The 23,394-nt window shown below is 64.1% G+C and carries 27 protein-coding genes; 9 read left to right on the forward strand and 18 right to left on the reverse strand.

Features of this window, described 5'->3' with window-relative positions:
• Nucleotides 1-15: 15 nt before the first annotated feature.
• Complete coding sequence (locus tag KJP30_RS00975; protein ID WP_218447095.1) at nt 16-441, reverse strand: cupin domain-containing protein; 426 nt, start codon at nt 439-441, stop codon at nt 16-18.
• Nucleotides 442-525: 84 nt separating this feature from the next.
• Between KJP30_RS00975 and KJP30_RS00980 the strand changes: the two genes are divergently transcribed.
• The 4 genes from KJP30_RS00980 to KJP30_RS00995 all read left to right on the forward strand — a co-directional run bounded on the left by KJP30_RS00980 (nt 526) and on the right by KJP30_RS00995 (nt 4,257).
• A complete protein-coding gene (locus KJP30_RS00980; RefSeq protein WP_224874306.1) occupies nt 526-1,149 on the forward strand; it encodes a holin-associated N-acetylmuramidase in 624 nt (207 codons plus the stop codon).
• Nucleotides 1,140-1,703, forward strand: a complete 564-nt coding sequence (locus tag KJP30_RS00985; protein WP_218447096.1) for a holin family protein — start codon at nt 1,140-1,142, stop codon at nt 1,701-1,703. The genes KJP30_RS00980 and KJP30_RS00985 overlap by 10 nt, the downstream gene beginning before the upstream one ends.
• Before the next feature lie 83 nt (nt 1,704-1,786).
• Nucleotides 1,787-3,754, forward strand: a complete 1,968-nt coding sequence (locus tag KJP30_RS00990) for a heme lyase CcmF/NrfE family subunit (protein ID WP_218447097.1) — start codon at nt 1,787-1,789, stop codon at nt 3,752-3,754.
• Nucleotides 3,751-4,257 (forward strand): cytochrome c-type biogenesis protein, encoded by a 507-nt coding sequence (locus tag KJP30_RS00995; RefSeq protein WP_218447098.1) that lies wholly within the window; start codon nt 3,751-3,753, stop codon nt 4,255-4,257. The genes KJP30_RS00990 and KJP30_RS00995 overlap by 4 nt, the downstream gene beginning before the upstream one ends.
• A gap of 18 nt (nt 4,258-4,275) precedes the next feature.
• Here the strand turns inward: KJP30_RS00995 and KJP30_RS01000 are convergent, their stop codons facing one another.
• Nucleotides 4,276-4,653: a VOC family protein gene (locus tag KJP30_RS01000; protein ID WP_218447099.1), complete on the reverse strand. Its 378-nt coding sequence runs from the start codon at nt 4,651-4,653 to the stop codon at nt 4,276-4,278.
• A 223-nt stretch (nt 4,654-4,876) separates the two neighbouring features.
• Between KJP30_RS01000 and KJP30_RS01005 the strand changes: the two genes are divergently transcribed.
• Entirely contained in the window at nt 4,877-5,380 is a 504-nt protein-coding gene (locus tag KJP30_RS01005) for a DUF2087 domain-containing protein (RefSeq protein WP_218447100.1), read from the forward strand.
• Nucleotides 5,381-5,449: 69 nt separating this feature from the next.
• A complete protein-coding gene (locus tag KJP30_RS01010; RefSeq protein ID WP_218447101.1) occupies nt 5,450-6,226 on the forward strand; it encodes an enoyl-CoA hydratase-related protein in 777 nt (258 codons plus the stop codon).
• Nucleotides 6,227-6,310: 84 nt separating this feature from the next.
• Here KJP30_RS01010 and gltA read toward each other — a convergent pair whose 3' ends face one another.
• Both gltA and gltX read right to left on the reverse strand, forming a co-directional pair.
• Nucleotides 6,311-7,606: a citrate synthase gene (gene gltA / locus KJP30_RS01015; RefSeq protein ID WP_218447102.1), complete on the reverse strand. Its 1,296-nt coding sequence runs from the start codon at nt 7,604-7,606 to the stop codon at nt 6,311-6,313.
• An 81-nt stretch (nt 7,607-7,687) separates the two neighbouring features.
• A complete protein-coding gene (gene gltX, locus KJP30_RS01020) occupies nt 7,688-9,103 on the reverse strand; it encodes a glutamate--tRNA ligase (RefSeq protein WP_218447103.1) in 1,416 nt (471 codons plus the stop codon).
• Nucleotides 9,104-9,179: 76 nt separating this feature from the next.
• Here gltX and KJP30_RS01025 point away from each other — a divergent pair, with 76 nt between their 5' ends.
• Nucleotides 9,180-11,246, forward strand: a complete 2,067-nt coding sequence (locus tag KJP30_RS01025) for a ComEC/Rec2 family competence protein (RefSeq protein ID WP_218447104.1) — start codon at nt 9,180-9,182, stop codon at nt 11,244-11,246.
• On the opposite strand, the gene lexA is transcribed toward KJP30_RS01025, so the two are convergent.
• From lexA to KJP30_RS01065, 8 genes are all read right to left on the reverse strand, one after another.
• Complete coding sequence (gene lexA / locus KJP30_RS01030) at nt 11,240-11,935, reverse strand: transcriptional repressor LexA (protein ID WP_218447105.1); 696 nt, start codon at nt 11,933-11,935, stop codon at nt 11,240-11,242. The two genes, KJP30_RS01025 and lexA, sit on opposite strands and share 7 nt — an antisense overlap.
• A 186-nt stretch (nt 11,936-12,121) precedes the next feature.
• The gene (locus KJP30_RS01035; RefSeq protein ID WP_218447106.1) at nt 12,122-13,288 is read right to left on the reverse strand and encodes a molybdopterin molybdotransferase MoeA; all 1,167 of its coding nucleotides are present in this window, start codon (nt 13,286-13,288) and stop codon (nt 12,122-12,124) included.
• Nucleotides 13,285-14,169, reverse strand: coding sequence for a GIY-YIG nuclease family protein (locus tag KJP30_RS01040; protein ID WP_218447107.1), 885 nt, complete (start codon nt 14,167-14,169; stop codon nt 13,285-13,287). The genes KJP30_RS01035 and KJP30_RS01040 overlap by 4 nt, the downstream gene beginning before the upstream one ends.
• Nucleotides 14,166-14,642 (reverse strand): cyclic pyranopterin monophosphate synthase MoaC, encoded by a 477-nt coding sequence (moaC, locus tag KJP30_RS01045; RefSeq protein WP_218447108.1) that lies wholly within the window; start codon nt 14,640-14,642, stop codon nt 14,166-14,168. Before moaC ends, KJP30_RS01040 begins: the two co-directional genes overlap by 4 nt.
• Nucleotides 14,639-15,442 carry an indole-3-glycerol phosphate synthase TrpC gene (gene trpC, locus KJP30_RS01050; RefSeq protein ID WP_218447109.1) on the reverse strand — a complete coding sequence of 268 codons (804 nt, stop codon included), beginning with the start codon at nt 15,440-15,442 and terminating at the stop codon, nt 14,639-14,641. Before trpC ends, moaC begins: the two co-directional genes overlap by 4 nt.
• The gene (locus KJP30_RS01055; protein ID WP_218448396.1) at nt 15,439-16,104 is read right to left on the reverse strand and encodes a uracil-DNA glycosylase; all 666 of its coding nucleotides are present in this window, start codon (nt 16,102-16,104) and stop codon (nt 15,439-15,441) included. Before KJP30_RS01055 ends, trpC begins: the two co-directional genes overlap by 4 nt.
• 17 nt (nt 16,105-16,121) lie before the next feature.
• Nucleotides 16,122-17,141 carry an anthranilate phosphoribosyltransferase gene (trpD, locus tag KJP30_RS01060; protein ID WP_218447110.1) on the reverse strand — a complete coding sequence of 340 codons (1,020 nt, stop codon included), beginning with the start codon at nt 17,139-17,141 and terminating at the stop codon, nt 16,122-16,124.
• Complete coding sequence (locus tag KJP30_RS01065; RefSeq protein ID WP_218447111.1) at nt 17,138-17,719, reverse strand: anthranilate synthase component II; 582 nt, start codon at nt 17,717-17,719, stop codon at nt 17,138-17,140. Before KJP30_RS01065 ends, trpD begins: the two co-directional genes overlap by 4 nt.
• A 189-nt stretch (nt 17,720-17,908) precedes the next feature.
• On the opposite strand from KJP30_RS01065, the gene KJP30_RS01070 reads away from it, so the two are divergent.
• A complete protein-coding gene (locus KJP30_RS01070; protein ID WP_218447112.1) occupies nt 17,909-19,534 on the forward strand; it encodes a polysaccharide deacteylase family 2 protein in 1,626 nt (541 codons plus the stop codon).
• On the opposite strand, the gene KJP30_RS01075 is transcribed toward KJP30_RS01070, so the two are convergent.
• The 5 genes from KJP30_RS01075 to KJP30_RS01095 all read right to left on the reverse strand — a co-directional run bounded on the left by KJP30_RS01075 (nt 19,531) and on the right by KJP30_RS01095 (nt 21,763).
• Complete coding sequence (locus KJP30_RS01075; RefSeq protein WP_218447113.1) at nt 19,531-20,193, reverse strand: DUF1638 domain-containing protein; 663 nt, start codon at nt 20,191-20,193, stop codon at nt 19,531-19,533. The two genes, KJP30_RS01070 and KJP30_RS01075, sit on opposite strands and share 4 nt — an antisense overlap.
• Nucleotides 20,174-20,347, reverse strand: a complete 174-nt coding sequence (locus KJP30_RS01080) for a hypothetical protein (protein WP_218447114.1) — start codon at nt 20,345-20,347, stop codon at nt 20,174-20,176. Before KJP30_RS01080 ends, KJP30_RS01075 begins: the two co-directional genes overlap by 20 nt.
• A 91-nt stretch (nt 20,348-20,438) precedes the next feature.
• Nucleotides 20,439-20,756, reverse strand: a complete 318-nt coding sequence (locus KJP30_RS01085) for a YbjQ family protein (RefSeq protein ID WP_218447115.1) — start codon at nt 20,754-20,756, stop codon at nt 20,439-20,441.
• Nucleotides 20,756-20,971: a hypothetical protein gene (locus KJP30_RS01090; protein ID WP_218447116.1), complete on the reverse strand. Its 216-nt coding sequence runs from the start codon at nt 20,969-20,971 to the stop codon at nt 20,756-20,758. The genes KJP30_RS01085 and KJP30_RS01090 overlap by 1 nt, the downstream gene beginning before the upstream one ends.
• Nucleotides 20,972-21,058: 87 nt before the next feature.
• Nucleotides 21,059-21,763 carry a corrinoid protein gene (locus KJP30_RS01095; RefSeq protein WP_218447117.1) on the reverse strand — a complete coding sequence of 235 codons (705 nt, stop codon included), beginning with the start codon at nt 21,761-21,763 and terminating at the stop codon, nt 21,059-21,061.
• 173 nt (nt 21,764-21,936) lie between these two features.
• On the opposite strand from KJP30_RS01095, the gene KJP30_RS01100 reads away from it, so the two are divergent.
• Nucleotides 21,937-23,022, forward strand: a complete 1,086-nt coding sequence (locus KJP30_RS01100) for a PA0069 family radical SAM protein (protein ID WP_218447118.1) — start codon at nt 21,937-21,939, stop codon at nt 23,020-23,022.
• Here KJP30_RS01100 and KJP30_RS01105 read toward each other — a convergent pair.
• Nucleotides 23,019-23,291: a DUF4242 domain-containing protein gene (locus tag KJP30_RS01105; protein WP_218447119.1), complete on the reverse strand. Its 273-nt coding sequence runs from the start codon at nt 23,289-23,291 to the stop codon at nt 23,019-23,021. The two genes, KJP30_RS01100 and KJP30_RS01105, sit on opposite strands and share 4 nt — an antisense overlap.
• Between the last annotated feature and the right edge of the window lie 103 nt (nt 23,292-23,394).

Genomic DNA, 23,394 nt, shown 5'->3' on the forward strand with positions numbered 1-23,394 from the left:
GTTTTGCCGTTCGCGCTAGACTGGAATATCGAACCCGGGTGCAGCCAGTTCGAACCCTTCAAACAGAAAGCCGGGCGATACGGTGCAGCCGACCAGCGTCCAGTCGCCCAGCGATTGCGCCGCCTGCCAATGGCCCGGTTCGACAATGCCTTGCGGTCGTTGTCCCGCGCTCAGGTCAGGACCAAGGAACATGTCCGTACGCGGTCCATGTTCCGTCGGGGCGCGCATCAGGCGCAGCGGTGCCCCTGCGTAGTAATGCCAGATTTCGCCTGCATCCACGCGGTGCCAATGGCTGCGTTCGTCCCCTTTCAGCAGGAAATAGATGCAGGTTCCGGCGGATCGCGTTCGCTCCGGTGCCTGTGCCTGCCATGTCTGCCGATAGTGCCCGCCTTCGGGGTGGGGCGAAAGTTCGAGCAGCGCGATGATCTCGTCAGCGGTCATGCAACGTACGGTCCTCTGAGGATTGGTTAAGGGCTGCGGCGCACCTTTTCTGCCATCGACAGCAAACCGAGCAGGAGAGACAAGATGTCGACTCTGACAACAGGCGTCCGCAAGATGGCCGAGGAAATCGTTGCCCGCGAAGGCGGGTATGTCAACGACCCGGACGATCCCGGCGGCGCAACCAAATATGGTGTGACGATTCACACCATGCGGCGGCTTGGCCTTGACCTAGACGGCAACGGTCGGGTGGATGCGCAGGACGTGCGCCAGATTACGCGTGAACAGGCGGTGACGATCTTTCTGACCCATTATTTTGTCAAACCACGGATCGCTGAACTGCCCTCGGCACTGCATGAGACCGTCTTTGATATGTACGTCAATGCCGGGGGTAATGCGGTGAAGATCCTTCAGCGGTTGCTGAACCAGATGGGCGAAAAGGTCAGCGTCGACGGGGCCATTGGGCCGCAGACCGTTGGCGCAACGGCGCGGGCCTACTCCAAGGCGCCTGACCACATGGTCGATGCCTATGGCATTGCCCGGCGCAACTATTACTTTCGCATCGCCGACAATCGCCCGGCCAGCCGCAAATACGCCCGCACCCGCGCAGGCGGCAAAGGGGGGTGGATCAAACGGGCCGAAGAGTTCATCTCGCCGCGCTATCACCTGACGGAGGCCGAGTTTCAGGCACGGGTGGCAGCATGGGGCTGATTGGTCAGATCCTTGGCGTGCTCTTTGGGTCGGGCCGCAACGTGGTTGCGGAAACCGCCGAGGTGTTTCGCGTCAACGCAGAGGCACAGGCCCAAAGAGGGCACGACGCGCAGTCGGCTTCGCTGGCCCAGATGGCGGGAGAGTTCCGCGTTGTGCGGCGTAGCTGGTTCGACAGCCTGATGGATGCGCTGAACCGGGTGCCGCGCCCGGCGATGGCGTTGGGAACGCTGGGAATGTTCGTGGCGGCCATGGTTGATCCCATCTGGTTCGCCGCGCGCATGGCCGGGATTGCTTTGGTGCCAGAGCCGCTGTGGTGGCTTTTGGCGGCGATCGTCAGCTTTTACTTCGGCGCACGGCATCAGGCCAAGGGGCAGGACTTCCAGCGCGAGATGGCTGCAACTATCGCCACCGTGCCGCAGGTCGTGCGCACCGTCCGCGACGTAGAGGCGTTGCGCGATGTCACACCCGAGGGCGCGCGCCCGGAGGATCCGGCAACTTTTGACGTGCCAGCCGACAACCCTGCGCTGGCGGACTGGCACCGCAGCCGCGGCTAGCGCCAAACGTATTGCGACATTGTGATCTGAAAGGCGGGCCGATTTCGATTGGCCCGCTTTTTCGTGCGCCCTATAGTCCGGGCATGATTACAGAGCTCGGACATTTCGCCCTTATCCTGGCCTTCGTGGTCTCGCTGGTTCAGATGGTGATGCCATTGGTGGGCGCACACAAGCGTTGGCCCGGGTGGATGGCGGTGGCGGAACCGGCTGCGACGCTGCAATTCCTGTTGGTCGCGTCCAGCTTTGCGGCGCTGACCTATGCTTTCGTGGTCTCGGATTTCTCGCTGAAGCTGGTCTATCAGAACAGCCATTCGGCCAAACCGATGCTTTACAAAGTGTCCGGCGTCTGGGGAAACCACGAGGGGTCGATGCTGCTTTGGGTGCTGATCCTTGCCCTTTTCGGGGCCTGCGCCGCGTGGTTCGGATCGAATATTCCGCCGACTTTGCGCGCCCGGGTACTGGCGGTGCAATCCTCTGTTTCGGCAGCGTTTTATGCCTTTATCATCTTTACGTCCAATCCCTTCACCCGGCTGCCGGTGCCGCCGATTGACGGCACCGACCTGAACCCGCTGTTGCAGGATCCCGGCCTCGCCTTCCATCCGCCGTTCCTTTACCTTGGGTATGTCGGGCTTTCGATCTGCTTTTCCTTTGCAGTCGCCGCCTTGATCGAGGGGCGGGTGGATGCCGCATGGGGCCGCTGGGTACGGCCATGGACGCTGGCGGCGTGGATCTTTCTAACCATCGGTATCGCGCTGGGATCGTGGTGGGCCTATTACGAACTGGGCTGGGGCGGTTTCTGGTTCTGGGATCCGGTCGAAAACGCCTCGTTCATGCCTTGGCTCTTTGCTGCCGCGCTGCTGCATTCGGCCATCGTGGTGGAAAAACGCGAGTCGCTGAAAAGCTGGACCATTCTGCTGGCGATCCTTGCCTTCGGCTTTTCCCTGATCGGCACGTTCATCGTGCGATCCGGCCTGCTGACTTCGGTTCATGCCTTCGCCAATGACCCGGTGCGGGGCCAGTTTATCCTGTATATCCTGCTGTTCTTCACCGGCGGGGCGCTGACGCTGTTCGCCGCGCGTGCCAACGTGATGGAGGCCAAGGGCGTCTTTGGCGTGGTCAGCCGCGAAAGCGCGCTGGTGGCGAATAATATCCTGCTGGCGGTGTCGAGCTTTGTCGTCTTTGTCGGCACCATGTGGCCCTTCGTTGCGGAGATGCTGTTTGACCGCAAACTCTCGGTTGGCGCGCCTTTCTTCAATATGGCCTTTACGCCGTTCATGGTGGTCCTCGGCCTGATCCTGCCCGTGGGGGCGATGATCAGTTGGAAACGGGGCAAGCTTGACCGCGTGCTGAAATCCCTGACCCCGGCCTTTGTCCTTGCGATTGCGCTGATGGGTCTGGTCTGGGCAATGCAGACGGGCCGCAGCCTGATGGGGCCGATCGGCGTCTTCCTTGGCACATGGATGGTGGCGGGCGCGGTGACGGACCTTCTCTCGCGTACTGGCCAGTCTCGTGACTTGTCGCGGTTGTTCCGCCTGCCGCGCGCCGAATGGGGCAAGGCCGTGGCGCATGCGGGCCTTGGCATCACCATGCTGGGGATTGCCGGGCTTCTGGCCTGGCAGGAGGAAGACATCCGCGTCGCCCGTATTGGAGAAGCCTTCACCGTTGGCGATTTCGAATTCACGCTGCGTTCGGTCGATCGTGTGCAGGGGCCAAACTATATCTCGACCATGGGCGACGTTCTGGTCACCCAAAACGGGCGTGAGATCGCGGAACTGAACCCCGAGAAACGCGTCTACCCGGTTGCGGCCATGCCGACGACCGAAGCGGCCATTGATTATCGGATCATGCGCGACGTCTATGTCGTGATCGGTGATCCGCAGGACGATGGCGGCTGGGTGATGCGTGTCTATATCAAGCCGCTGGCGAACTGGATCTGGGCCGGGGCCATCATCATGGCGCTGGGTGGCTGTCTGAGCCTTTCGGATCGCCGCTATCGGATCGCCGCCGGCGCGCGCAAGACGGCCCCGGCACAGGGAGTGCCTGCGGAATGACGGTGTTCGGACAGGCGGTGCGCAAGACGTGCGCGCCTTACGCAATCGCGGCTCTGATCGCCTTTGCCAGCGTTGCGGGCGCGGTTCAGCCCGACGAGGTGCTGGAGGACCCGGCGCTGGAGGCAAGGGCGCGCGACATTTCGGCCGGGTTGCGCTGTCTGGTCTGCCAGAACGAAAGCATCGACGAAAGCAATGCTTCGCTGGCGCGGGATCTGCGCCTGCTGGTCAGAGAGCGTCTGCTGGCAGGTGACACGGACAAGGAAGTGGTTGCCTTCATCGTCGACCGTTATGGCGAATTTGTCCTGCTTCGGCCCACGACCGGCGGTTGGAACTGGTTGCTCTGGGCCTCTGGGCCGGGTCTGTTCGTGTTGGCTCTGGGGTTGGGGGTGGCCTACGTCCGCCGCCGTTCGGCTGCGGGGACGGGGGAGGCAGACACAGGCCTGTCCGTTGACGAGCAAAAGCGGCTGGATGAACTGCTGAAAGGGGACGGGCAGGGCGGTTAACCCGCCCCGAACCTGTGGTCAGGCGGGTGCGCCCATCTGCTTGGACACATACCATTGGGTGCCGCAGGGCGTGCGAAACCCGCCGCGCCGGTCGCCGTCACCTTTTTCCATCATCGGCTGCAATTCTTCGGCGCCCAGGGCCATGGCCTTGGCAAAGGCTGTGTCCGGGTCGGGCAGGTACAGGTGCAGCATCGCGCCGGCACCGCCTTCGGCCCCGCCGATCATCAGGACGGAATCGCCTATTCGGCATTCCGCGTGAATGATCCGATCTCCGTCGTGAAAGACCCGCAACCGGGTTGCGTCAAAAACCTCTTCGCAGAACCGCAGCACGATTTCCGGATCCGGCACGATGAGGTAGGGGGACAGGTCACTATAGCCGTCGGGTTTGTAGGTCATGGCATCAGCCTCGCAGGGCTGTAGGAACCGGTCAACATCCGTGATGGACCTGCGCGGGCCGCTCTGCTACCCGTTCCTGCAGGGTCCGCAGTTCACCCAGGCGCCGCCTTTCGCTAAACCTGCCTTGAACTTCTGACCATGGATTGCCCTCGCGATGCCCATGGACAAGGGCGGCCCTCCTCTCCCCGTTACGGGGACGCGGTATCGGTGATGGAGCAGACCCATGTCTCGTGATCCTATTGCCCTGACCATTCCGGACCTGTCCGCCTTTGCCAAGGCGCTGCGCTCTGGCATGGACAGTCCTCCCTCGCATCTGGAGATGCTGGGGCTGATCTCCCGCGCGGCGGGCTATCGCAACTATCAGCATCTGCGCGCGCGGTTGACGGAAACCCCGGATGAACCGGTGGACGAGAAATCCGTTGCCCGGGCGGCCCGGTTCTTCGATCCGGAACGGCGGTTCATTGACTGGCCCGGGCGCACATCCATTCAGGGACTGTGCCTCTGGGTGATCTGGGCGCAACTGCCGCCGGGGCAAAGCTGGACCGAACGCCAGATCAGCACCGCCCTCGACGCGCTTTGCACCTTTCGGGATGCGGCGCAGATCCGGCGGTCGATGATCGAACACGGCCTGTTGCGGCGGGACAGGGACGGCAGCGCCTATGAACGCGTCGAACGCAAACCGCCTCCCGAGGCTCGCGCTTTGATCGCCCGTATCCTGCGGTCGTGACGTGGCGTTTGGCTTTGCCTTTCGCTTGGCGGGCATGTTTGATGCCCGCCAAGAGATGGGAGCACGCCGATGCAATACGACATGATTACCTACGCGGTGGCTGAGGATATCGCCACGGTCACCTTGAACCGACCGGACGTGATGAACGCGTTGAACACACAGATGCGCGCAGAAATCGCCGAAGCGGTTCAGCGCGGCGGACGCGAGGCGCGAGTTGTTATTCTGACCGGCGCGGGCAAGGCCTTTTGTTCCGGGCAGGACCTTGGAGATGGGGCCAACGCGGCCAACCTTGATCTGGAACGCACGCTGCGGGACGAATACGTGCCGATGCTGCGGGCCATCCACGACTGCCCTGTGCCGACCATCAGCGCGGTCAACGGAGCAGCGGCCGGCGCTGGGGCGAATCTTGCGCTGGCGGCGGACGTGGTGATCGCGGCGGAATCGGCCTTTTTCCTTCAGGCCTTTACCCGGATCGGGCTGATCCCGGATGCTGGCGGCACATGGCTTTTGCCGCGCCAGATGGGCTTGGCCAAGGCCATGGGCGCGGCGCTTTTTGCGGAAAAGATCACCGCCGCACAGGCGGATGACTGGGGAATGATCTGGGAAGCGGTGGCCGACGATGTCTTTGGCGCCCACGTCAAGGCGCGCGCTCTGCATCTGGCCAAGGGGCCGACGGCGGCCTACCAGCGTGTGAAACAGGCCATCCGCGCTTCGTTCGAAAACGATCTCGACGCGCAGTTGGGCATTGAATCCAAATTGCAGGGGGAATGCGGCAAGACCCGCGATTTCAAGGAAGGCGTTGTCGCCTTCAACGAAAAACGCCCCGCCGTCTACGAAGGGCGCTGACGTCCCTTTCCACAACGGACACCGGCAAATGAAAAGGCCCGGCAGCAGGTGCCGGGCCTTTCCTTTGTGGGGTCAATGCGACGCTCAGCGGTCTTCGATGTCCACGTAGTCGCGCAGGGTTTCGCCAAGGTACAACTGGCGCGGACGGCCGATTTTCATCTGAGGATCTGCCAGCTGTTCTTTCCACTGCGAAATCCAGCCAACGGTCCGCGACAGTGCGAAGATCGGGGTGAACATCGAGGTCGGGAAGCCCATCGCCTCGAGGATGATGCCCGAATAGAAATCGACGTTCGGGAACAGCTTTTTCTCAGCGAAATAGGGATCGGCCAGCGCCTGCTGTTCCAGTTCCTTCGCGGTGGCGAGGATCGGGTTGTTCTCGACACCCAGCAGATCCAGCACCTCGTCGGCGGACTGTTTCATCACGGTCGCGCGCGGGTCGAAGTTCTTGTAGACGCGGTGGCCAAAGCCCATCAGGCGGAACGGGTCGTTCTTGTCCTTGGCGCGGGCGATGTACTCGGGGATACGCTCGGGCGAGCCGATTTCCTTGAGCATCTCCAGGCAGGCCTGGTTTGCGCCACCGTGCGCGGGGCCCCAGAGGCAAGCGATACCGGCAGCGATGCAGGCAAAGGGGTTTGCGCCCGACGAGGACGCAAGGCGCACGGTCGAGGTCGAAGCATTCTGTTCGTGGTCGGCGTGCAGCGTAAAGATCCGGTCCATCGCGCGGCTGAGGATCGGGTCGACCACGTATTCCTCGGCCGGAACCGAAAAGCACATGTGCAGGAAGTTGGCCGCGTAATCCAGATCGTTGCGCGGGTACACGAAGGGCTGGCCGATCGAATACTTGTAGGCCATGGCCGCGATGGTCGGCATCTTGGCGATCAGGCGGTGGCTGGCGATTTCGCGCTGGCGCGGGTCGCTGATGTCGGTCGAGTCGTGGTAGAAGGCGGACATGGCGCCGACCACGCCGACCATGGTGGCCATGGGATGCGCATCGCGGCGGAACCCGCGGAAGAAGTTGTGCATCTGCTCATGGATCATGGTGTGGCGGGTGATCGTGCTTTCGAACTCTTCAAGTTCGTTCGCCTTGGGCAGATAGCCGTAAAGCAGCAGGAAGCAGACCTCGAGGTAATGCGATTTCGACGCCAGCTGGTCGATCGGATACCCTCGGTGCAGCAGTTCGCCCTTGTCACCGTCGATGAAGGTGATGGTCGAGTCGCAGGAAGCGGTCGAGGTAAAGCCGGGGTCATAGGTAAAGACACCGGCCTGGCCATAGAGCTTGCGAATGTCGATCACATCCGGGCCCGCGGTGGGCGAATGCATCGGCAGATCATATGTGGCGCCGTCGATTGTAAGCGTCGCGGTCTTGCTGGTCTCAGCCATGCTGGTCATCCCTCTTATATCGTGGAGCGGGGCCGCCCGGCGGCCCTGCCGATTGAAGTCACATGGCCGATGCGGGGCTTGTTATCCCTCTTGGTCGGCCGCCGCCCGGGCCAGCCGCGCGAGGCTTTCGTCGCGGCCCAGGACAAGCATCATGTCGAAGACCGAAGGGGTCACCGCGCGCCCTGCAAGCGCCGCCCGAAGCGGGCCGGCCAGCTTGCCGAACTTGGTTCCCTGATCTTCGGCGAAACGGTTGAGCACCGCCTCCAATTCGTCTCGGGACCAGCTAGCATCTTGCAACTGCGGCGTCAACGCGGCCAGTATACCACGGGATACCGTGTCGAGGTTCTTCAGCGCCTTGGCATCCGGCTCGATCGGCGTGTCCGTCAGGACAAAGTGAGCCTTTTCAAGAAGTTCAGGGAACGTCTTGGCCCTGTCCTTGAGGCAATACATCGCACGAAGCAAACCGTCCCTCTTGGACGGGCGCAAGGGATTTTCATCAGTTGCCGCAAGGAAATCTTCGATTTCTTGCAGCAGCGCAGCATCGTCGCCCACGGCGATATGCTGGCCACAGAGGTTTTCCAGTTTCTTCAGGTCGAAACGGGCGGGCGATTTGCCGATCCCGTCAAAGCCGAACCACTCTTGTGCCTGCGCATCCGTAAAGAATTCGTCATCGCCATGGCTCCAGCCGAGGCGTGCAAGATAGTTGCGCATTCCGGCGGCCGGATACCCCATCTTCTGGTATTCATCGGCGCCAAGCGCGCCGTGACGTTTCGACAGTTTCTTGCCGTCCGGCCCGTGGATCAGCGGGATATGGGCGTAGACCGGCAGGTCCCATCCCATCGCTGTATAGATGCCCATCTGGCGGGCCGCGTTATTAAGGTGGTCATCGCCCCGGATCACATGGGTCACCCCCATGTCATGATCATCGACCACAACGGCCAGCATGTAGACGGGCGTGCCGTCCGAGCGCAGCAGAACCATGTCGTCCAACTGGTCGTTGCGGATGGTGACCGTGCCTTGCACCTCGTCCCGAATAACGGTTTCGCCCTCCGTCGGGGTCTTCAGCCGCACAACAAAGGGCGCATCCGGGTGGCTGGCAGGATCGGCGTCGCGCCACGGGCTTTGGAACAGGGTCGATCTGCCCTCGGCGCGGGCCGCCTCGCGGAAGGCTTCGATTTCTTCCTGTGTGGAAAAACACTTGTAGGCCGCGCCCTTGGCCAACAGGGCGTGCGCGACTTCGGCGTGGCGGCCGGCCCGTTCAAACTGCGAGATCACCTCGCCGTCATGGTCGAGGCCCAGCCAGTCAAGCCCGCGCAGGATGGCCTCGGTGGCTTCCGGTGTCGAACGGGCGCGGTCGGTGTCTTCGATCCGCAGCAGGAACTTGCCGCCCCGGCCACGGGCATAGAGCCAGTTGAACAGCGCGGTGCGTGCGCCGCCGATATGCAGGAAACCGGTGGGCGAGGGGGCAAAGCGGGTGACGACCTGTGCGTCGGACATCGTGGTTAACCTTTTCCTAACGGCGGGAGGACTATCTTGGGCCGTTCCTTAACGAGCCACCCATCGGGGGGCAAGCATGGGTCAAGCCCTGACATGGCTGGCGCTCCTTTTGCTGGGGCAACGCGGCCACCTGTTTCCCTGGGCGCCGGTCTGCCTTGCAACCGGCATCGGGATCTTCTTTGCCCTGCGGGTGGAACCGCCCGTTGCGCTGCTGTGGCTATGCGGTGGGGTGGGTGCGCTGGTTCTGCTGCAACATCGGGCTGGTCCTCTTTGGGGGCCGATCCTTGGGGCGGTGACGCTGGCCGCGCTGGGATTCGCGCTGGCCGGGGCGCGGGCGCATCAGGTGGCGGGGCCTGTTCTGGACTTTCGGCATTATGGCGCGGTCGAAGGCCGTATCGTTGCCATCGACCGGTCCGCCTCGGACGCGCTGCGGCTGACGCTGGATCATGTTGTGCTGGAACGGATGGACCCGGAAGAAATACCGCGCCGGGTGCGCGTCTCTTTGCACGGCAAGACCCGATACCATGACCCAAGACCGGGGCAAGTGGTGATCCTGACCGGGCACCTTGGCCCGCCCGGCGGCGCGGTCGAGCCGGGCGGATTTGATTTCCGCCGGCACGCATGGTTCCTGCGGCTGGGGGCGGTCGGCTATACACGCAATCCGGTGCTGTTGCTGCAAGAGGCGGACGCGCGGCTTCCGGTTGCGCGATTGCGCTTGTGGTTGTCGGCCCGAGTGCAGGCGGCGTTGCCGGGCGAACGTGGTGCCTTTGCGGCGGCAATCATGACCGGGGATCGCTCTGGCATGGGGCAGGCGACCTTGCAGGCGCTGCGGGACAGCAACCTTGCGCATCTGCTGGCGATTTCCGGGCTGCATATGGGGTTGCTGGCGGGGTTCGTCTTTGCCGCGCTGAGGCTGGCGCTGTTGGTGTCCCCGCATACGCGCCACCACTGGCCGGGCAAAAAGCTGGCGGCGGCGGGGGCCTTGATGGCGGCGGCGGGCTACCTTGCTCTGTCGGGGGGCAATGTCGCGACCGAGCGGGCCTTTATCATGGTGGCCGCCGCGCTTTGTGCGCTGATGCTGGATCGCCGTGCCTTGTCGTTGCGCAGCGTCGCCATCGCGGCCCTGATCGTCCTTGTCTTGCGGCCCGAAGCCCTGCTGGGGCCTGGGTTCCAGATGTCTTTTGCCGCGACCACGGCGTTGGTGGCTGTCTTTGAACGGATGAGCCTGATCCAACGCGACAGGACTTGGCCGCGCTGGATCGCGCCGATCCTGTCGGTGGTGCTGTCCTCCGCTGTGGCCGGGGCTGCGACTGCTCCGGTGGGCATGGCCCATTTCAACCAGGTGGCGCATTTCGGTCTGGTGGCCAATCTTGTCGCGGTGCCGGTCATGGGACTCTGGGTGGTGCCGCTGGCAGTGCTGGCAGCGCTCTTGATGCCTTTCGGGTTGGACTGGGTTGCCTTGCAGGTCATGGCGCTGGGGCTGGACTGGATCCTTGGTGTCGCCCATACGGTTTCAGACTGGCAGGGCGCGGTCGGGCATGTGGTGGCTCCGGGGCCAGCCGTCCTGCCGCTGATTGCGCTGGGAGGGCTTTTGCTGTGCCTTTGGCGTGGCAAGGGCCGCTTGGTTGGCGTGGTGCCTGTGACCGTTGCGGTCATTCTTTGGATCGGGACGGAGCGGCCTGCCGTCTTGATCGCGGACAACGGCACGCTGGTGGGCATCATGACCCCGCAGGGCCGCGCGCTTTCCCGAGACCGCGGTGCCGGCTTCGTGGCCGGGGTCTGGTTGGAAAACGACGGTCGGGGGCAGGCCCAGCCCGAGTCGGCACGGTTGTGGCCCGGCGAGACCGAAGGGCGCCTTGCCCGCGCGCCCCTTGGCGCGGGCGAGATCCTGCATGTTCAGGGCAAACGCGCGGCGCAGGCGCTGACCAGTTGCCACAAGGATCAGATCGTTGTGTCCAGCGTGACGCTGTCCTTGCCGGGGGGCTGCCGGATCTTTGATCCGCCGCGCCTGAAAGACAGCGGATCGGTGGCCTTGTGGCTGGATGACGGCCCGCGTGTCGTCACGGACCGGCAGGTATCGGGGTGGCGGTTGTGGCACGGTGCCACGACCTTGCCGCTGCAACTGGCGCTGAAAGCTCAGTAGGTGCGGATCAGTCCGACCAGCCGACCCTGCACACTGACCGCCCCTTGCGGCAGCACGCGCGGTTCATAGGCGGGGTTCGCGGCCTCGAGGATGATCATGTCACCCTTGCGGCGAAAGCGCTTCAGCGTTGCCTCGTACCCTTCGATCTGCGCCACGACGATGTCGCCGTCTGCCGCCGCCGAGGTTTCGCGGATCACCACGACGTCACCGTCATTGATCCCTGCCTCGATCATCGAGTCGCCCTTGACCTCCAACGCGTAGTGCCGCCCTTGTCCGTGCAGCATCTGGCCGGGGACCGATACGCCCGGCGCCGGGTCGTTGATGGCTTCGATCGGACGACCAGCGGCGATGCTGCCCACAAGCGGCAGTTCGGCAAGACTGGCCGGACCGAGGTCGAAAGCCCCGTTGGGGCGGCTGTCGGCGCGGTCGCCTTCGATGATCTTGGGGGTAAAGCCCGCAGGCGCACCGCCAAGGCTTTCGGGCAGTTTCACGATCTCGATCGCGCGGGCGCGATGCGCCAGCCGGCGGATGAAGCCGCGTTCCTCGAGCGCGGTGATCAGCCGGTGGATGCCGGACTTGGACCGCAGGTCCAGCGCATCCTTCATTTCATCGAAACTGGGCGGGACACCATCGCGCGCCATCCGCTTGTTGATGAAGTCGAGAAGGTCGAGTTGTTTCTTTGTCAGCATGCCGCCACCCCGGATTTTGTTAACTTTTGTTCTACGGGTGTTCTTGTTTTGTGTCAAGAATGACGCGTTTTGCCCAAACGGACTGTGGCGTCAGGGCGTCAGGATGCAGGGGGCGCTGCCCCCTCGGCCTGCGGCCTCACCCCCGGGATATTTCGGGACAGAAGAAACGCAGGGGCAGCGTGCGGATCAGAGCGGCAGGTAGTCGACCCGGTCGCCGATTTCGCGGGGCGGATCACCGACCGGGCGGATCAGCAGGGCGTTGGCGGCACCAAGGACGCTGAGCAGGCTGGAATCCTGCCGGTCAAGGGCCTGGATGCCGTCGTTGGTCAGCTGCGCACGCATGTAGTGTTCGCGTGGGCCATTGGCGGTCAGCGCTTTGCTCAGGCGGGCGGTGTGGCGCGGTGCGGGGGCGGCAGGCAGGCCCAAGAGGCTGCGGATGACGGGCGCGACGAAGACATGGCCGCAGACCATGGCCGAAACCGGATTGCCCGGCAGCCCGATCATCATCGCGTCTTGCAGGCGGCCGGACATGAGCGGTTTGCCCGGGCGCATCGCAACCTTGTGAAACGCGCGATCCATGCCCAGTTCCTCTGCCACCGGGGCGACGAGATCGTGGTCGCCGACCGATGCGCCGCCGATGGTCAGCACGAGGTCCGCGTCTTCGATCAGGCCAAAGGCGTGGATCAGCGACTCGCGCGTGTCGCGGGCGATGGGGAGGATGCGGGCCTCGGCCCCCAGATCGCGCAGGAGAGCGGCCAGTCCAAAGGTGTTGGAGGCGATGATCTGATCGGGCCCGGGTGTGTCGCCGGGCATCACAAGTTCGTCGCCGGTGGAAATCAGGGCGACCTTCGGGCGCCGCGTGACCGGCACCTCGGCGATGTTCATGGCGGCCAGAAGGGCCACGTCTTGCGGGCCGAGGCGGCGCGGGGCTTCCACGGTCTGACCGTTGCGGAAGTCGGTGCCTGCGGGGCGGATGTAGGGATTGTCGTCGAGCGTCGCCTTCAGGGTGATCCTGTCGTCGTCGCGGGTGACGTCCTCTTGGATTACGACGCGGGTTGCGCCGGGGGGCACCGGCGCGCCGGTGAAGATGCGCACCGCCTGGCCGGGTCCGACCCGACCGTCGAAGCGGTGGCCTGCGGCGCTTTCGCCGATGACGGTGAACCGGTCGCCGGGGGCGGCGGTCGTGACCGCATAGCCATCCATGGCGGAGGCGGGAAAGGGGGGCTGGTCACGACGGGCGGATACCGGGCGGGCCAGAACGCGGCCCGCCGCGCGGTCGAGCGGTACGGTTTCCGTTTCCAGCGCGGAGGCCAGCGAGAACAGGTGGTCGAGGGCTTCGGAAACGGAGATCATGTGACACTTCTCAATTCGGTTTCTTCCCACTGCCGGTATTTCAAACCGGTCTTGTCGTGAATGAGCAGTTCCAATCCGCTTGTGGCCTGACCGATAACAAAGTCGCTGGCCCCTGATGGGCTTTTGAAAGCAACGTTCTCCAACAAAACGTCGTGATCCGCTGAGCTCGTGAGCGCACCAGTTTCACTCAACCGGCGTCGTTTCTTGGAGACCGAAGTGAGCGAAGGCGGAATGTCATCGGTTGGGCGTAGTTTGGCGCCCGCAAGCATCACGAATTCACCGTCAATCAAATCAATCTTGGCCTGCCATCCTTTGGCGTGCTGAACGTGGAATCGTTCTGCGCCTTCTGCAGGGTCACCTGATGCTGGTTTTGCGGGACGTCTTACAGTTTCAAAAAGGTCCACTCGGATTGCAGGAAGAACCATCAAAACGGTTTCGACAAAGGTTTCCATGTTCGCAGTCGCGGCCTCGTTCAGGCTGGACCGTGGGGGGACATTCCCGTTCATCAAATGTGCATTCCCAGCTGACGTCGCCAACTCGACAAGACGGCTTTCCAAATACTTGGCATGGGCCTTATGCAAAGCATCTCCGGCGGTCGTTACGATTACGACCTCGTCCCACCATTCTTTGCTGGTATCGTGATCCGGAATGCGTTTCGCGACGTTTTCGGCTTCGCCGATATAGGCGAGGGGGCCTTGATCATTGGAGCCAATCAGGAGGTAGACTCCGGTTTGTTGGCACTGCGCGCGTCTAAGGCCATCCGCCAGACGAGTACGGGGAATGCGCAAGATGTGGCCGGTCCAATTGAAAACTTCCGCCGTGAGCATTCCGTCCGGGCGTCCATCGACGAAGTAGAGCTCCAGGGAACGTCCGGCGCTCATGTCGCCTCGTAACGTCCTGACTTGCCGCCGTCTTTCAAGAGGACGCGGATGCCGCCGATGGTCATCGCCTTGTCCACGGCCTTGACCATGTCATAGACCGTCAGCGCGGCGGTGGAGACGGCGGTCAGTGCCTCCATCTCGACGCCGGTCTGGCCCGAGGTCTTGACCGTGGCCGTGATCCGCAGGCCGGGCAGGTCGGGGTCGGCGGTCAGGTCGACGGTGACCTTGGTCACGGGCAGCGGATGGCAGAGCGGGATCAGGTCAGGTGTCTTTTTCGCCCCCATGATCCCGGCCAGACGGGCCACGCCGATCACGTCACCCTTTTTGGCGCGGCCTTCGGTGATCATGGCGAAGGTCTCGGGCGCCATGATCACATGGCCTTCGGCGGTGGCGATGCGGTCGGTCACCGGCTTGTCCGAGACATCGACCATATGGGCGTTGCCCTGATCGTCGAAATGGGTCAGCCCGCTCATGCCGGCACCGGGTTCTTGAGCAGCGCGCGGGTGGCCTCGGTCACGTCGGCCTGCCGCATCAGGCTTTCGCCGATAAGGAAGGCGCGGGCGCGATGGGCGGCCATGTCGGCAAGGTCGGCGGGGGTGTTCAGCCCGGATTCGGAGACAAGGAAACGGTCGTCCGGCAAATGTTTCGACAGCTCGCGCGTGGTGTCCAGCGAGGTCTCGAAGGTCTTGAGATTGCGATTGTTCACGCCGATCAGCGGGCTTTTGAGGTCCAGCGCGCGATCCAGTTCGGCGCGGTCATGCACTTCGATCAGCACGTCCATGCCCCAACCCTGCGCGGCGTCCTCAAGCTCTTGCGCCTGAGTGTCCGAGACCGAGGCCATGATGATCAGGATGCAATCGCCGCCAAGCGCGCGCGCCTCGGCCACCTGATAGGTGTCATACATGAAATCCTTGCGCAGCGCGGGGAGCGAGCAGGCCTCACGCGCTGCGCTCAGGAAGGGCTTGGCCCCCTGAAAAGACGGTGTGTCGGTCAGCACCGACAGGCAGGTTGCGCCGCCGGCCTCATAGGCGCGGGCCAGCGTGGCCGGGTCGAAATCGGCGCGGATCAATCCCTTGGAGGGGGAGGCTTTCTTGACCTCGGCGATCAGCCCATAGCCCTTTTCGGCGGCCTCCATCAGCGCACCGGCGAACCGGCGCACCGGCGGGGCGGCGCGGGCCTCGTCCTCGACCGTGCTGAGCGGCTTGGCGGATTTGTCGGCGGCCACTTCCTCCAGCTTGTAGGCCTTGATCTTGTCGAGGATGGTCGTGGTCATTGGGCGGTTCCCCCGGTCCAGTTGATCGGCGTCTGGCCCCTGTCCTTAAGCCAGTCATTGATGCGGGAAAAGGGGCGCGAGCCGAAAAAGCCCCGCCGCGCGGAGAGCGGCGACGGATGGGCGCTGGTCAGGATCAGGTGATCGTCCCCGGTGATATGTCTGGCAAAACCCTGCGCGTTGTTTCCCCAGAGCAGGAAGGCGCGGGGATGATCGGACAGCGCCGCCAGCACCTGTTCTGTGAGTTTGGACCAGCCAAGCCGCGCGTGGGCGCCCGCCTTGCCTGCCTCGACCGTCAGAGCCGTATTGAGCAGAAGCACGCCTTGCGACGCCCACGGGCGAAGGTCGCCGTTTTCAGGCGCACCGCCCAGATCCTCGGCCAGATCCTCGGCCAGTTCCTTGTAGATATTGGTCAGCGACCGGGGCAGGGGCCGCACCTCCGGTTCGACGGAGAAGGCAAGCCCATGCGCATGGCCGGGTGTCGGGTAAGGGTCTTGTCCAAGGATCACCACGCGGGTCGCCCCGGGTGCGCAGGCGTCCAGCGCGGCAAAGACCTTTGGCGCGGGTGGCAGGATCTGCGCGTCCCTTTGCGCAAGGTTTTCGGCGATCCGGGGCAGATCCTGTGCGAAAAACGGCAGGTGCCGCCAATGTTCCGGCGGCACCATCTTGTAGGCGCTTCGGGTCACGCGGCCTGCGTCGCCTTGGCCAGTGCCTGCACCTTGCCAAGCGCGGCACCGCTGTCGATGCTTTCGCGTGCCATTGCCACGCCTTCACGCAGGTCGGCGGCCTTGCCCGAGATGGTCAGCGCGGCGGCGGCGTTCAACAGCACGGCGTCGCGATAGGCCGATTGCGCGCCGTCGAGCAGCGCGCGCATGGCCTCGGCGTTTTCCTGCGGAGAGCCGCCGACGATGGCCTCGAAGGGATGCACGGGCAGACCCGCATCCTCGGGGTGGATCTCGGCCTCGCGGATAGATCCGTCCTCTTCCAGCGCAGCGATCCAGCTGACGCCGGTGATGGTCAGTTCATCGGTGCCGTCGGAGCCGTGCACCAGCCATGCGTGTTCGCTTCCCAACTGGCCCAGCGTTTCGGCCATGGGACGGATCAGGTCGCGGGTAAAGGCGCCGGTCAATTGACGCTTGACGCCTGCCGGGTTGGTGAGCGGCCCAAGGATGTTAAAGATCGTCCGCGTGCCAAGCTCGGCCCGGACGGGGCCGACATGGGCCATGGCCGGGTGATGCATGGGGGCCATCATGAAACAGATTCCGACCTCGGCCAGTGCCTGTTCCACCTTGTCGGCAGACAGCATGACCTCGATCCCCATCTGGCCCAAAGCATCCGCCGCGCCCGATTTGGACGACAGGTTGCGGTTGCCGTGCTTGGCGACGGTTACGCCGGCCCCCGCTACCACAAAGGCCGTGGCGGTCGAGATGTTCAGCGTGCCCTTGCCGTCGCCGCCGGTGCCGACAATGTCCATAGCGTCCGCAGGCGCCGCGACCTTGTTGCATTTGGCGCGCATGACGGCGGCGGCGGCGGCATATTCATCCACCGTTTCGCCGCGCGTGCGCAGCGCCATCAGCAAACCGCCGATCTGGGCGGGGGTCGCCTGCCCTTCGAAGAGGATGCCAAAGGCGGTTTCAGCCTCGGCGCGGCTTAGCGCGCGGTCGGCGGCGGTGCCGATGAGGGGGCGCAGATCGTCGCTCATGCCGGCACCTTCAGGACATCGAGGAAGTTCTGGAGCATGGCGTGGCCATGTTCCGAGGCGATGGATTCGGGATGAAACTGCACGCCGTGAATGGGCAATTCGCGGTGCATCAGGCCCATGATCGTCCCATCCTCAAGCTCGGCTGTGACCTTGAGGCATTCCGGCAGGTCCGAGCGGCGCACGACCAGCGAATGATAGCGTGTCGCCTTGACGGGCGAAGGCAGGCCCTTGAACACGCTTTCGCCGTTGTGGTGCATCAGGCCCATCTTGCCGTGCACGATTTCATCGTGCCGGACAACGGTGCCGCCAAAGACCTGACCGATGGTCTGGTGTCCTAGGCAGACGCCCATCAGCGGCGTGCGGGTTTCGGCGGCGGCCTGCGTCAGCGCAAGGCAGATACCGGACTGGTCCGGGGTGCCGGGGCCGGGGGACAGGACGATGCCCTCGGGCTTGAGTGCCATGGCCTGTTGCACATCCAGCGCGTCGTTTCGCCAGACCTCGACATCCGCGCCCAGCTCGCCCAGGAAGTGGACGAGGTTGTAGGTGAAGCTGTCATAGTTGTCGATCAGGAGAAGCATGGCGCGGCCTTACTCTTCAGGCTTGCGGTTCGGGGCGAATTGCGGGCGACATGAACGGGGGGCTGGTGGCCCGGGCCCACGTCGCGGTATACATGCGCAGGCCCTCCCGGTGGCGTCAAGCCCGCCAAGGGGATGGGACAGCAGGACAAAGGCACCGGGACAGGTGCGCGAGAGGTCGGAGAGAGCAGCATGGCACGGGGTTTTCTGTCTGGAGCGATCTGGGGTGCGGTGTTTTCGGGGGCCGGACTGGCGGCGATTTCGCTGAACGCGCCCTTGCCTGACGGCGCCGAAATCGTGCCGCCGGCGGGCGGCGCGGTCGACAGCAGTCTGTTGACGGAAACGCCCGACGCGACACCCGATTCCGAACCGCCCCTTCCCGCCGATCCGCCGGTGGCCGAGGTCGACGACCCGGCGCCCGAGGCATCGGCCCCCTTGGTCGTGGTCGCTCCCGAAAACGGCGAAGTGGCCAAGCCGAAACCGGACCTGTCGCAACCCGGGCGCCGCCCGGAACCGGAATCCGGCGTGGACCGGCCTATAGCGCCCGCCGTTGCGCCTGCCGCGCCCTCCGGGCCGGTGGCCGTGGGCGCGGACACCGCTCCGCTGGCCCCGCCGCGGGTCAGCGATGCGCCGGATGCGCCCGAAGGCGTGACCCCGGAACCGGCATCGGCACCGCCGGTTCTTGGCCGGGACGCGCCGGTCAAACCGGGAGCCAAGGCTGCGGCGGCCCCCGGTGCGCCCCGTCCCGAGGCACAGCCCGTCATCGTGACCGGCCCGGCGCAACCGCCAGCCCCCGCCGTGCCCGGCGGCGACAGCGCGCTTGTGACGGAAAGGGTGGATGTTGCCCCGGCTGATCCAGATGCCGATCCGATCCTGCCCGCCGAAACGCCCGAACCCGAACCAGAGGTCGCCGCGCCTGTGGCGGTAGAGCCGGTGCCGGAACCTGCCGCACCGGTGGCCACTCTGGATGACCCCGAGCCCGAGCCCGAGCCGGAAACGCCTGACGCGAGCGGCCCCGGCATCGGCAAACCGGCGCGATCGCTTGTGACACGTGCGCCAGAGCCCGTTTTGGATCCCGAACCGCAAGAGACCGGCCCGGCCGCGCAACCCGCAGCCTTTGCGGCCCTGGCAGAGGACAGCCCGCTGGTCCGTTTCGCGACACCGGTGGATGTGTCGCCAGAGGTGCCGCGCATGGCGGTTGTGCTGATCGACGATGGCAGCGGCCCGCTTGGCCCGTCGGGGCTGGAGGCCTTCCCCTTTCCGATCAGCTTCGCCATCGCCCCGACCCATCCCGACGCGGCCAATGCCGCCAAGGGCTATCGTGATCTTGGCTTTGAGGTGCTGGTGCTGGGCGATATGCCGGACGGGGCAACCGCCGCCGATGTTGAGGTTGCGATGCAGGGGTTGATCGGCGCGGTGCCGCAGGCGGTTGCCGTGCTGGAAGATCCCGAGGGCGGTTTACAGGACAACCGTGAGGTTTCGGCGCAGGTCGCGGCCTTTCTTGCCAGCAGCGGTCACGGGTTGATCACCCAGCCCAAGGGGCTGAACACAGCGCAGAAACTGGCGCTGAAGGACGGTGTGCCCTCGGTGACATTGTTCCGGGATTTCGATGGCGAGGGGCAGGATGCGACGATGATCCGTCGCACGCTGGATCAGGCCGCGCTGCGCGCCCGTCAGGACAGCGGTGTTGTCATGATGGGGCGGCTGCGGGCCGATACGATTTCGGCGCTGGTGCTGTGGGGGTTGCAGGACCGCAGCGGCAGCATCGCCCTGGTGCCGGTTTCGGTGGTGCTGGCCGAGTCGCTGGCGACGGACTAGGCGGCGGGCGCTTTGGCCCAGCCCTCCAATACGGCGGCCAGATCGCCGTAGCCGGTAAAACGCCGTTCAAAAGCCAGCCCCATCCGTTCGGCACAGGCCTCTGCCCGGGCGGTCAGATCGGCGTCTTCCGTCTGGGCGAGATAGACCAGCCGTTCATAGTGGCCGAAATACATGTCACGCAGCTGTGGGTGACGGTCCAGCCCCAAGGGTTTCCAGACGAAGGCATCGAACTGGCGGCATAGAAAATCCGTCAGGTAAAAGGCGGTGATCTCGTCCCGTTCCTCGAAAGCGGCCAACCCGTCGAAAAAGGCGTAACAATGCGGGCCGGGCACCATCTGCACCCCCATCTCGTCACAGGCCGCCTGCAACAGGCCACCCGTGCCGCAATCGGCGTAGACCACGCAGATGCGCGCGTAATTTGCGCGGTGTTTGTCCACCGCGGCGCGCACGGCATCGGTGATCTTTTCCGGATGGTTGTGCAGAATCGCCGGCAGACAGGCCAGATCCATATGCTCCCACCCGTTGAGGCGGATCAGGGCCAGGATCTCCCGGGCCAGAGCACCACAGGCGAGAAGCAGCACGCGACCGTCGCCTTTGGGGCGCAGGCCATCCTCTGTCAGGTCGTGATCGGAAAGCGTGTCAGGTACGGCTGTCATCATAAGGCACATGCGCAAGGGCCCAACGGGCAAGGAGCGCAAGCGCGAGGAGGACGGGCATGACCGTCAGAACCCCGAAGATCGACATCGCCCAAACCGTCAGACCGGCTGCTAGGATTGCGGCACATACAAGCAGGGCAAAGGATGTCACTGGCATCGGGGTCTCCTTCCTCCTTCTAATATGGGCCAAAGGTTACAAAAGAAAAAGCCCAATCCGGCAGTTGGGCTATTCGTGATCAAGGATCTGCCTACGATGTCAGCTTGACCGCGGTGCCGTAGGCGACGATTTCCGATGCCCCGCGGGTGATGGCCGAAGTCTGCATCCGCATGCAGATCACGGCATCCGCACCAAGCGCCTCCGCCTCGGCTGCCATCCGGTCCAGCGCCTGCTCGCGTGCACCCGCCATAAGCGAAGAATAGCCGGTCAGTTCGCCGCCGACGAGCATCTTGAGCGCGGCCACGATGTCGGTGCCCAGATGCTTGGCACGCACGGTGGCCCCGCGCACAAGGCCAAGCGTCTGGGTGACCTCGCGCCCGGCGACGGATTCGGTGGTGACGATCAACATCAGTGGTTCATCCTGTCGTAGTGGTCCTCTTCTTCATTGCCGACCCGTTCGGCGATGACGCGGTAGAGGATGTAGCCAACCAGACCAGCGGGCAAGAGCGCCAGACCCGCGAAGGGCACACTGAGCGCGGCCAGCAATAGCATGGACAGCCAGAAAGTGAACGCGCTGCCAGCCAGCACGCAGACAATGATCAGAACAAGCGTGTCGAGTTTCATGGGCGATCCTCCGAGGTCATCCTGCCTGCGGCGACGCCAAAAGAAAAGCGGCGGGACCGAAGCCCCGCCTGCAAACCGTCAGACAGATCAGCCAGCGGCCATCTGGTTGTGCTTGCGCGCGATGAAGTCTTTTGCAGTCTCCACCGCGACGGCGGCATCACGACAGTAGGCGTCGGCTCCGATGGCCTTGCCGAATTCCTCGTTCAGCGGCGCACCGCCAACAAGGACGATATAGTCGTCGCGGATGCCCAGTTCGACCATCGTGTCGATCACGACCTTCATGTAGGGCATCGTGGTCGTCAGCAGCGCGGACATGCCAAGAATGTCAGCCTCTTCTGCCTTGATCGCTTCAAGATAGTTTTCGACCGGGTTGTTGATGCCAAGGTCCACGACCTCGAAACCGGCACCTTCCATCATCATCGACACAAGGTTCTTGCCGATGTCATGGATGTCGCCCTTGACGGTGCCGATAACCATCTTGCCCATGCGCGGCGCGCCGGTTTCCGCCAGCAGCGGTTTGAGGATGGCCATGCCGCCCTTCATCGCGTTGGCGGCCAGCAGAACCTCGGGGACGAACAGGATACCGTCGCGGAAGTCATTGCCGACGATGGTCATGCCGCCAACCAGCGCCTCTGTCAGGACGCGGTAGGGGGCCCAACCCCGGTCCAGAAGGATCTGTACGCCCTCTTCGATCTCTTCCTTGAGACCGTCGTAGAGGTCGTCGAACATCTGTTGGACAAGCTCGTCGTCATCGAGTTCGGACAGGATGATGTCGTCTTCTTCGTCGGACATGGCGCGATTCCCTTGATTTGACATGCCATGGCATGCCGCCGTTTGAACGACTATTCGTCGTTTTCCGTTGGGTTCAATTGGTGGATTGCGACATTGGACAAACCTGTACCGACCTGTCGCGGGTTGATCTGGCATTTCTTGCCAATGTTCACGTTGCGTTCTATCATCGGGCGATGAATTCTCCAGCACGCCCCGTCGATCCTGACCGCGCCCGCGGTCGCGCCGCCCTCAGCCGCGATTGCGGCCGGTATGAACGGCTGCGGCGCGAAGATGAACACGATGGCTGGGACCTGCCCGAGGAGGGCGCCGTATTCCGGACCGAGGTCAGTGAGGAACGGCCAAGGTCCATCATCAATTACGTCCGGTCGCCTGATCTGCCGTTCGACAGGACGCTTAATCCCTATCGGGGCTGCGAGCATGGTTGCATCTATTGTTTCGCGCGGCCGACGCACGCCTGGCTGGGTCTGTCGCCGGGGCTGGATTTCGAAACGCGGCTGGTGGCGCGCCCCGCAGCACCAGAGGTGCTGGCGCGCGAATTGCGGGCCAGAAAATACAGCGTCGCTCCGCTGGCGATCGGCACCAATACGGACCCCTACCAACCGGTCGAACGGGACCGGGGAATCATGCGCGCCTGCCTTGAGGTGCTGCGCGATTTCCGGCACCCGGTGGCCATCGTGACCAAGGGCGCGTTGATCGAACGCGACATAGACATCCTGTCTGACATGGCGGCGCAGGGGCTGGCGCGTGTGGGGATTTCCGTCACCACGCTGGACGACCGGCTGTCGCGCCGGATGGAGCCGCGCGCGCCGGGCCCAAAACGCCGTCTGGCCGCCATCAAGCGCCTGACAGAGGCCGGGGTTCCGGTGCGTGTCATGGCCTCGCCGATGATTCCGGCGCTGACCGACCCTGAGCTTGAGGCGATCCTTGCGGCCGGGGCCGAGGCAGGGGCGGATGCCGCCAGCTGGATCATGTTGCGCTTGCCGCTGGAGGTATCCCAGCTGTGGCAGGACTGGCTGCGCGAACATTACCCGGATCGGGCCAATCGCATCATGGGCCACCTGCGCGACATGCACGGGGGCGAGGTGTATTCCGCCAAGTGGTTCAACCGTATGCGCGGCGAAGGCCCCTATGCGGATCTGATGGCCGCCCGGTTCCGCCGGGCGGTCCGTGCGCTGGGGCTGGATCGTGACCAGCCGCCCCTGCGGTGCGATCTGTTTGCGCCGCCGCCCCGCAAGGGCGATCAACTGAGCCTGTTCTAGCCGGCTGTCGTGGGGTCGATCACGGTCTTGATTTCGGTGATCGTGTCGGCGGGGAAGCCGCTGAGCTGTGCATGTTCGCGGATCACGTCCTCGTTCTCGGCCAGATAGACACAAAACGTCTTGTCCCCGGCGACGTAGGAATGGTTCCATTGTACGCGTGGTGCCAGCTTGGCAAGCGCGGCACAGGACGCGCCCGCCGCACCGGACAGTTCCTCGGCCGACATGCTGCCTGCGCCGGGGATATTGCGTTCGATCACATAGGTTTTCATGGCTCTCTCCCTGCTGGTCCGGGCCGTCTGGCCCTGCTGACAGTAGAGCGCAGTAGGTCGGGAGGGTCATTTGAGATAATGTAGCGGCGTGCTGACAAAATCT

Origin of the sequence: Antarctobacter sediminis, from assembly GCF_019218285.1 — a bacterium.
Lineage (GTDB): Bacteria > Pseudomonadota > Alphaproteobacteria > Rhodobacterales > Rhodobacteraceae > Antarctobacter > Antarctobacter sediminis.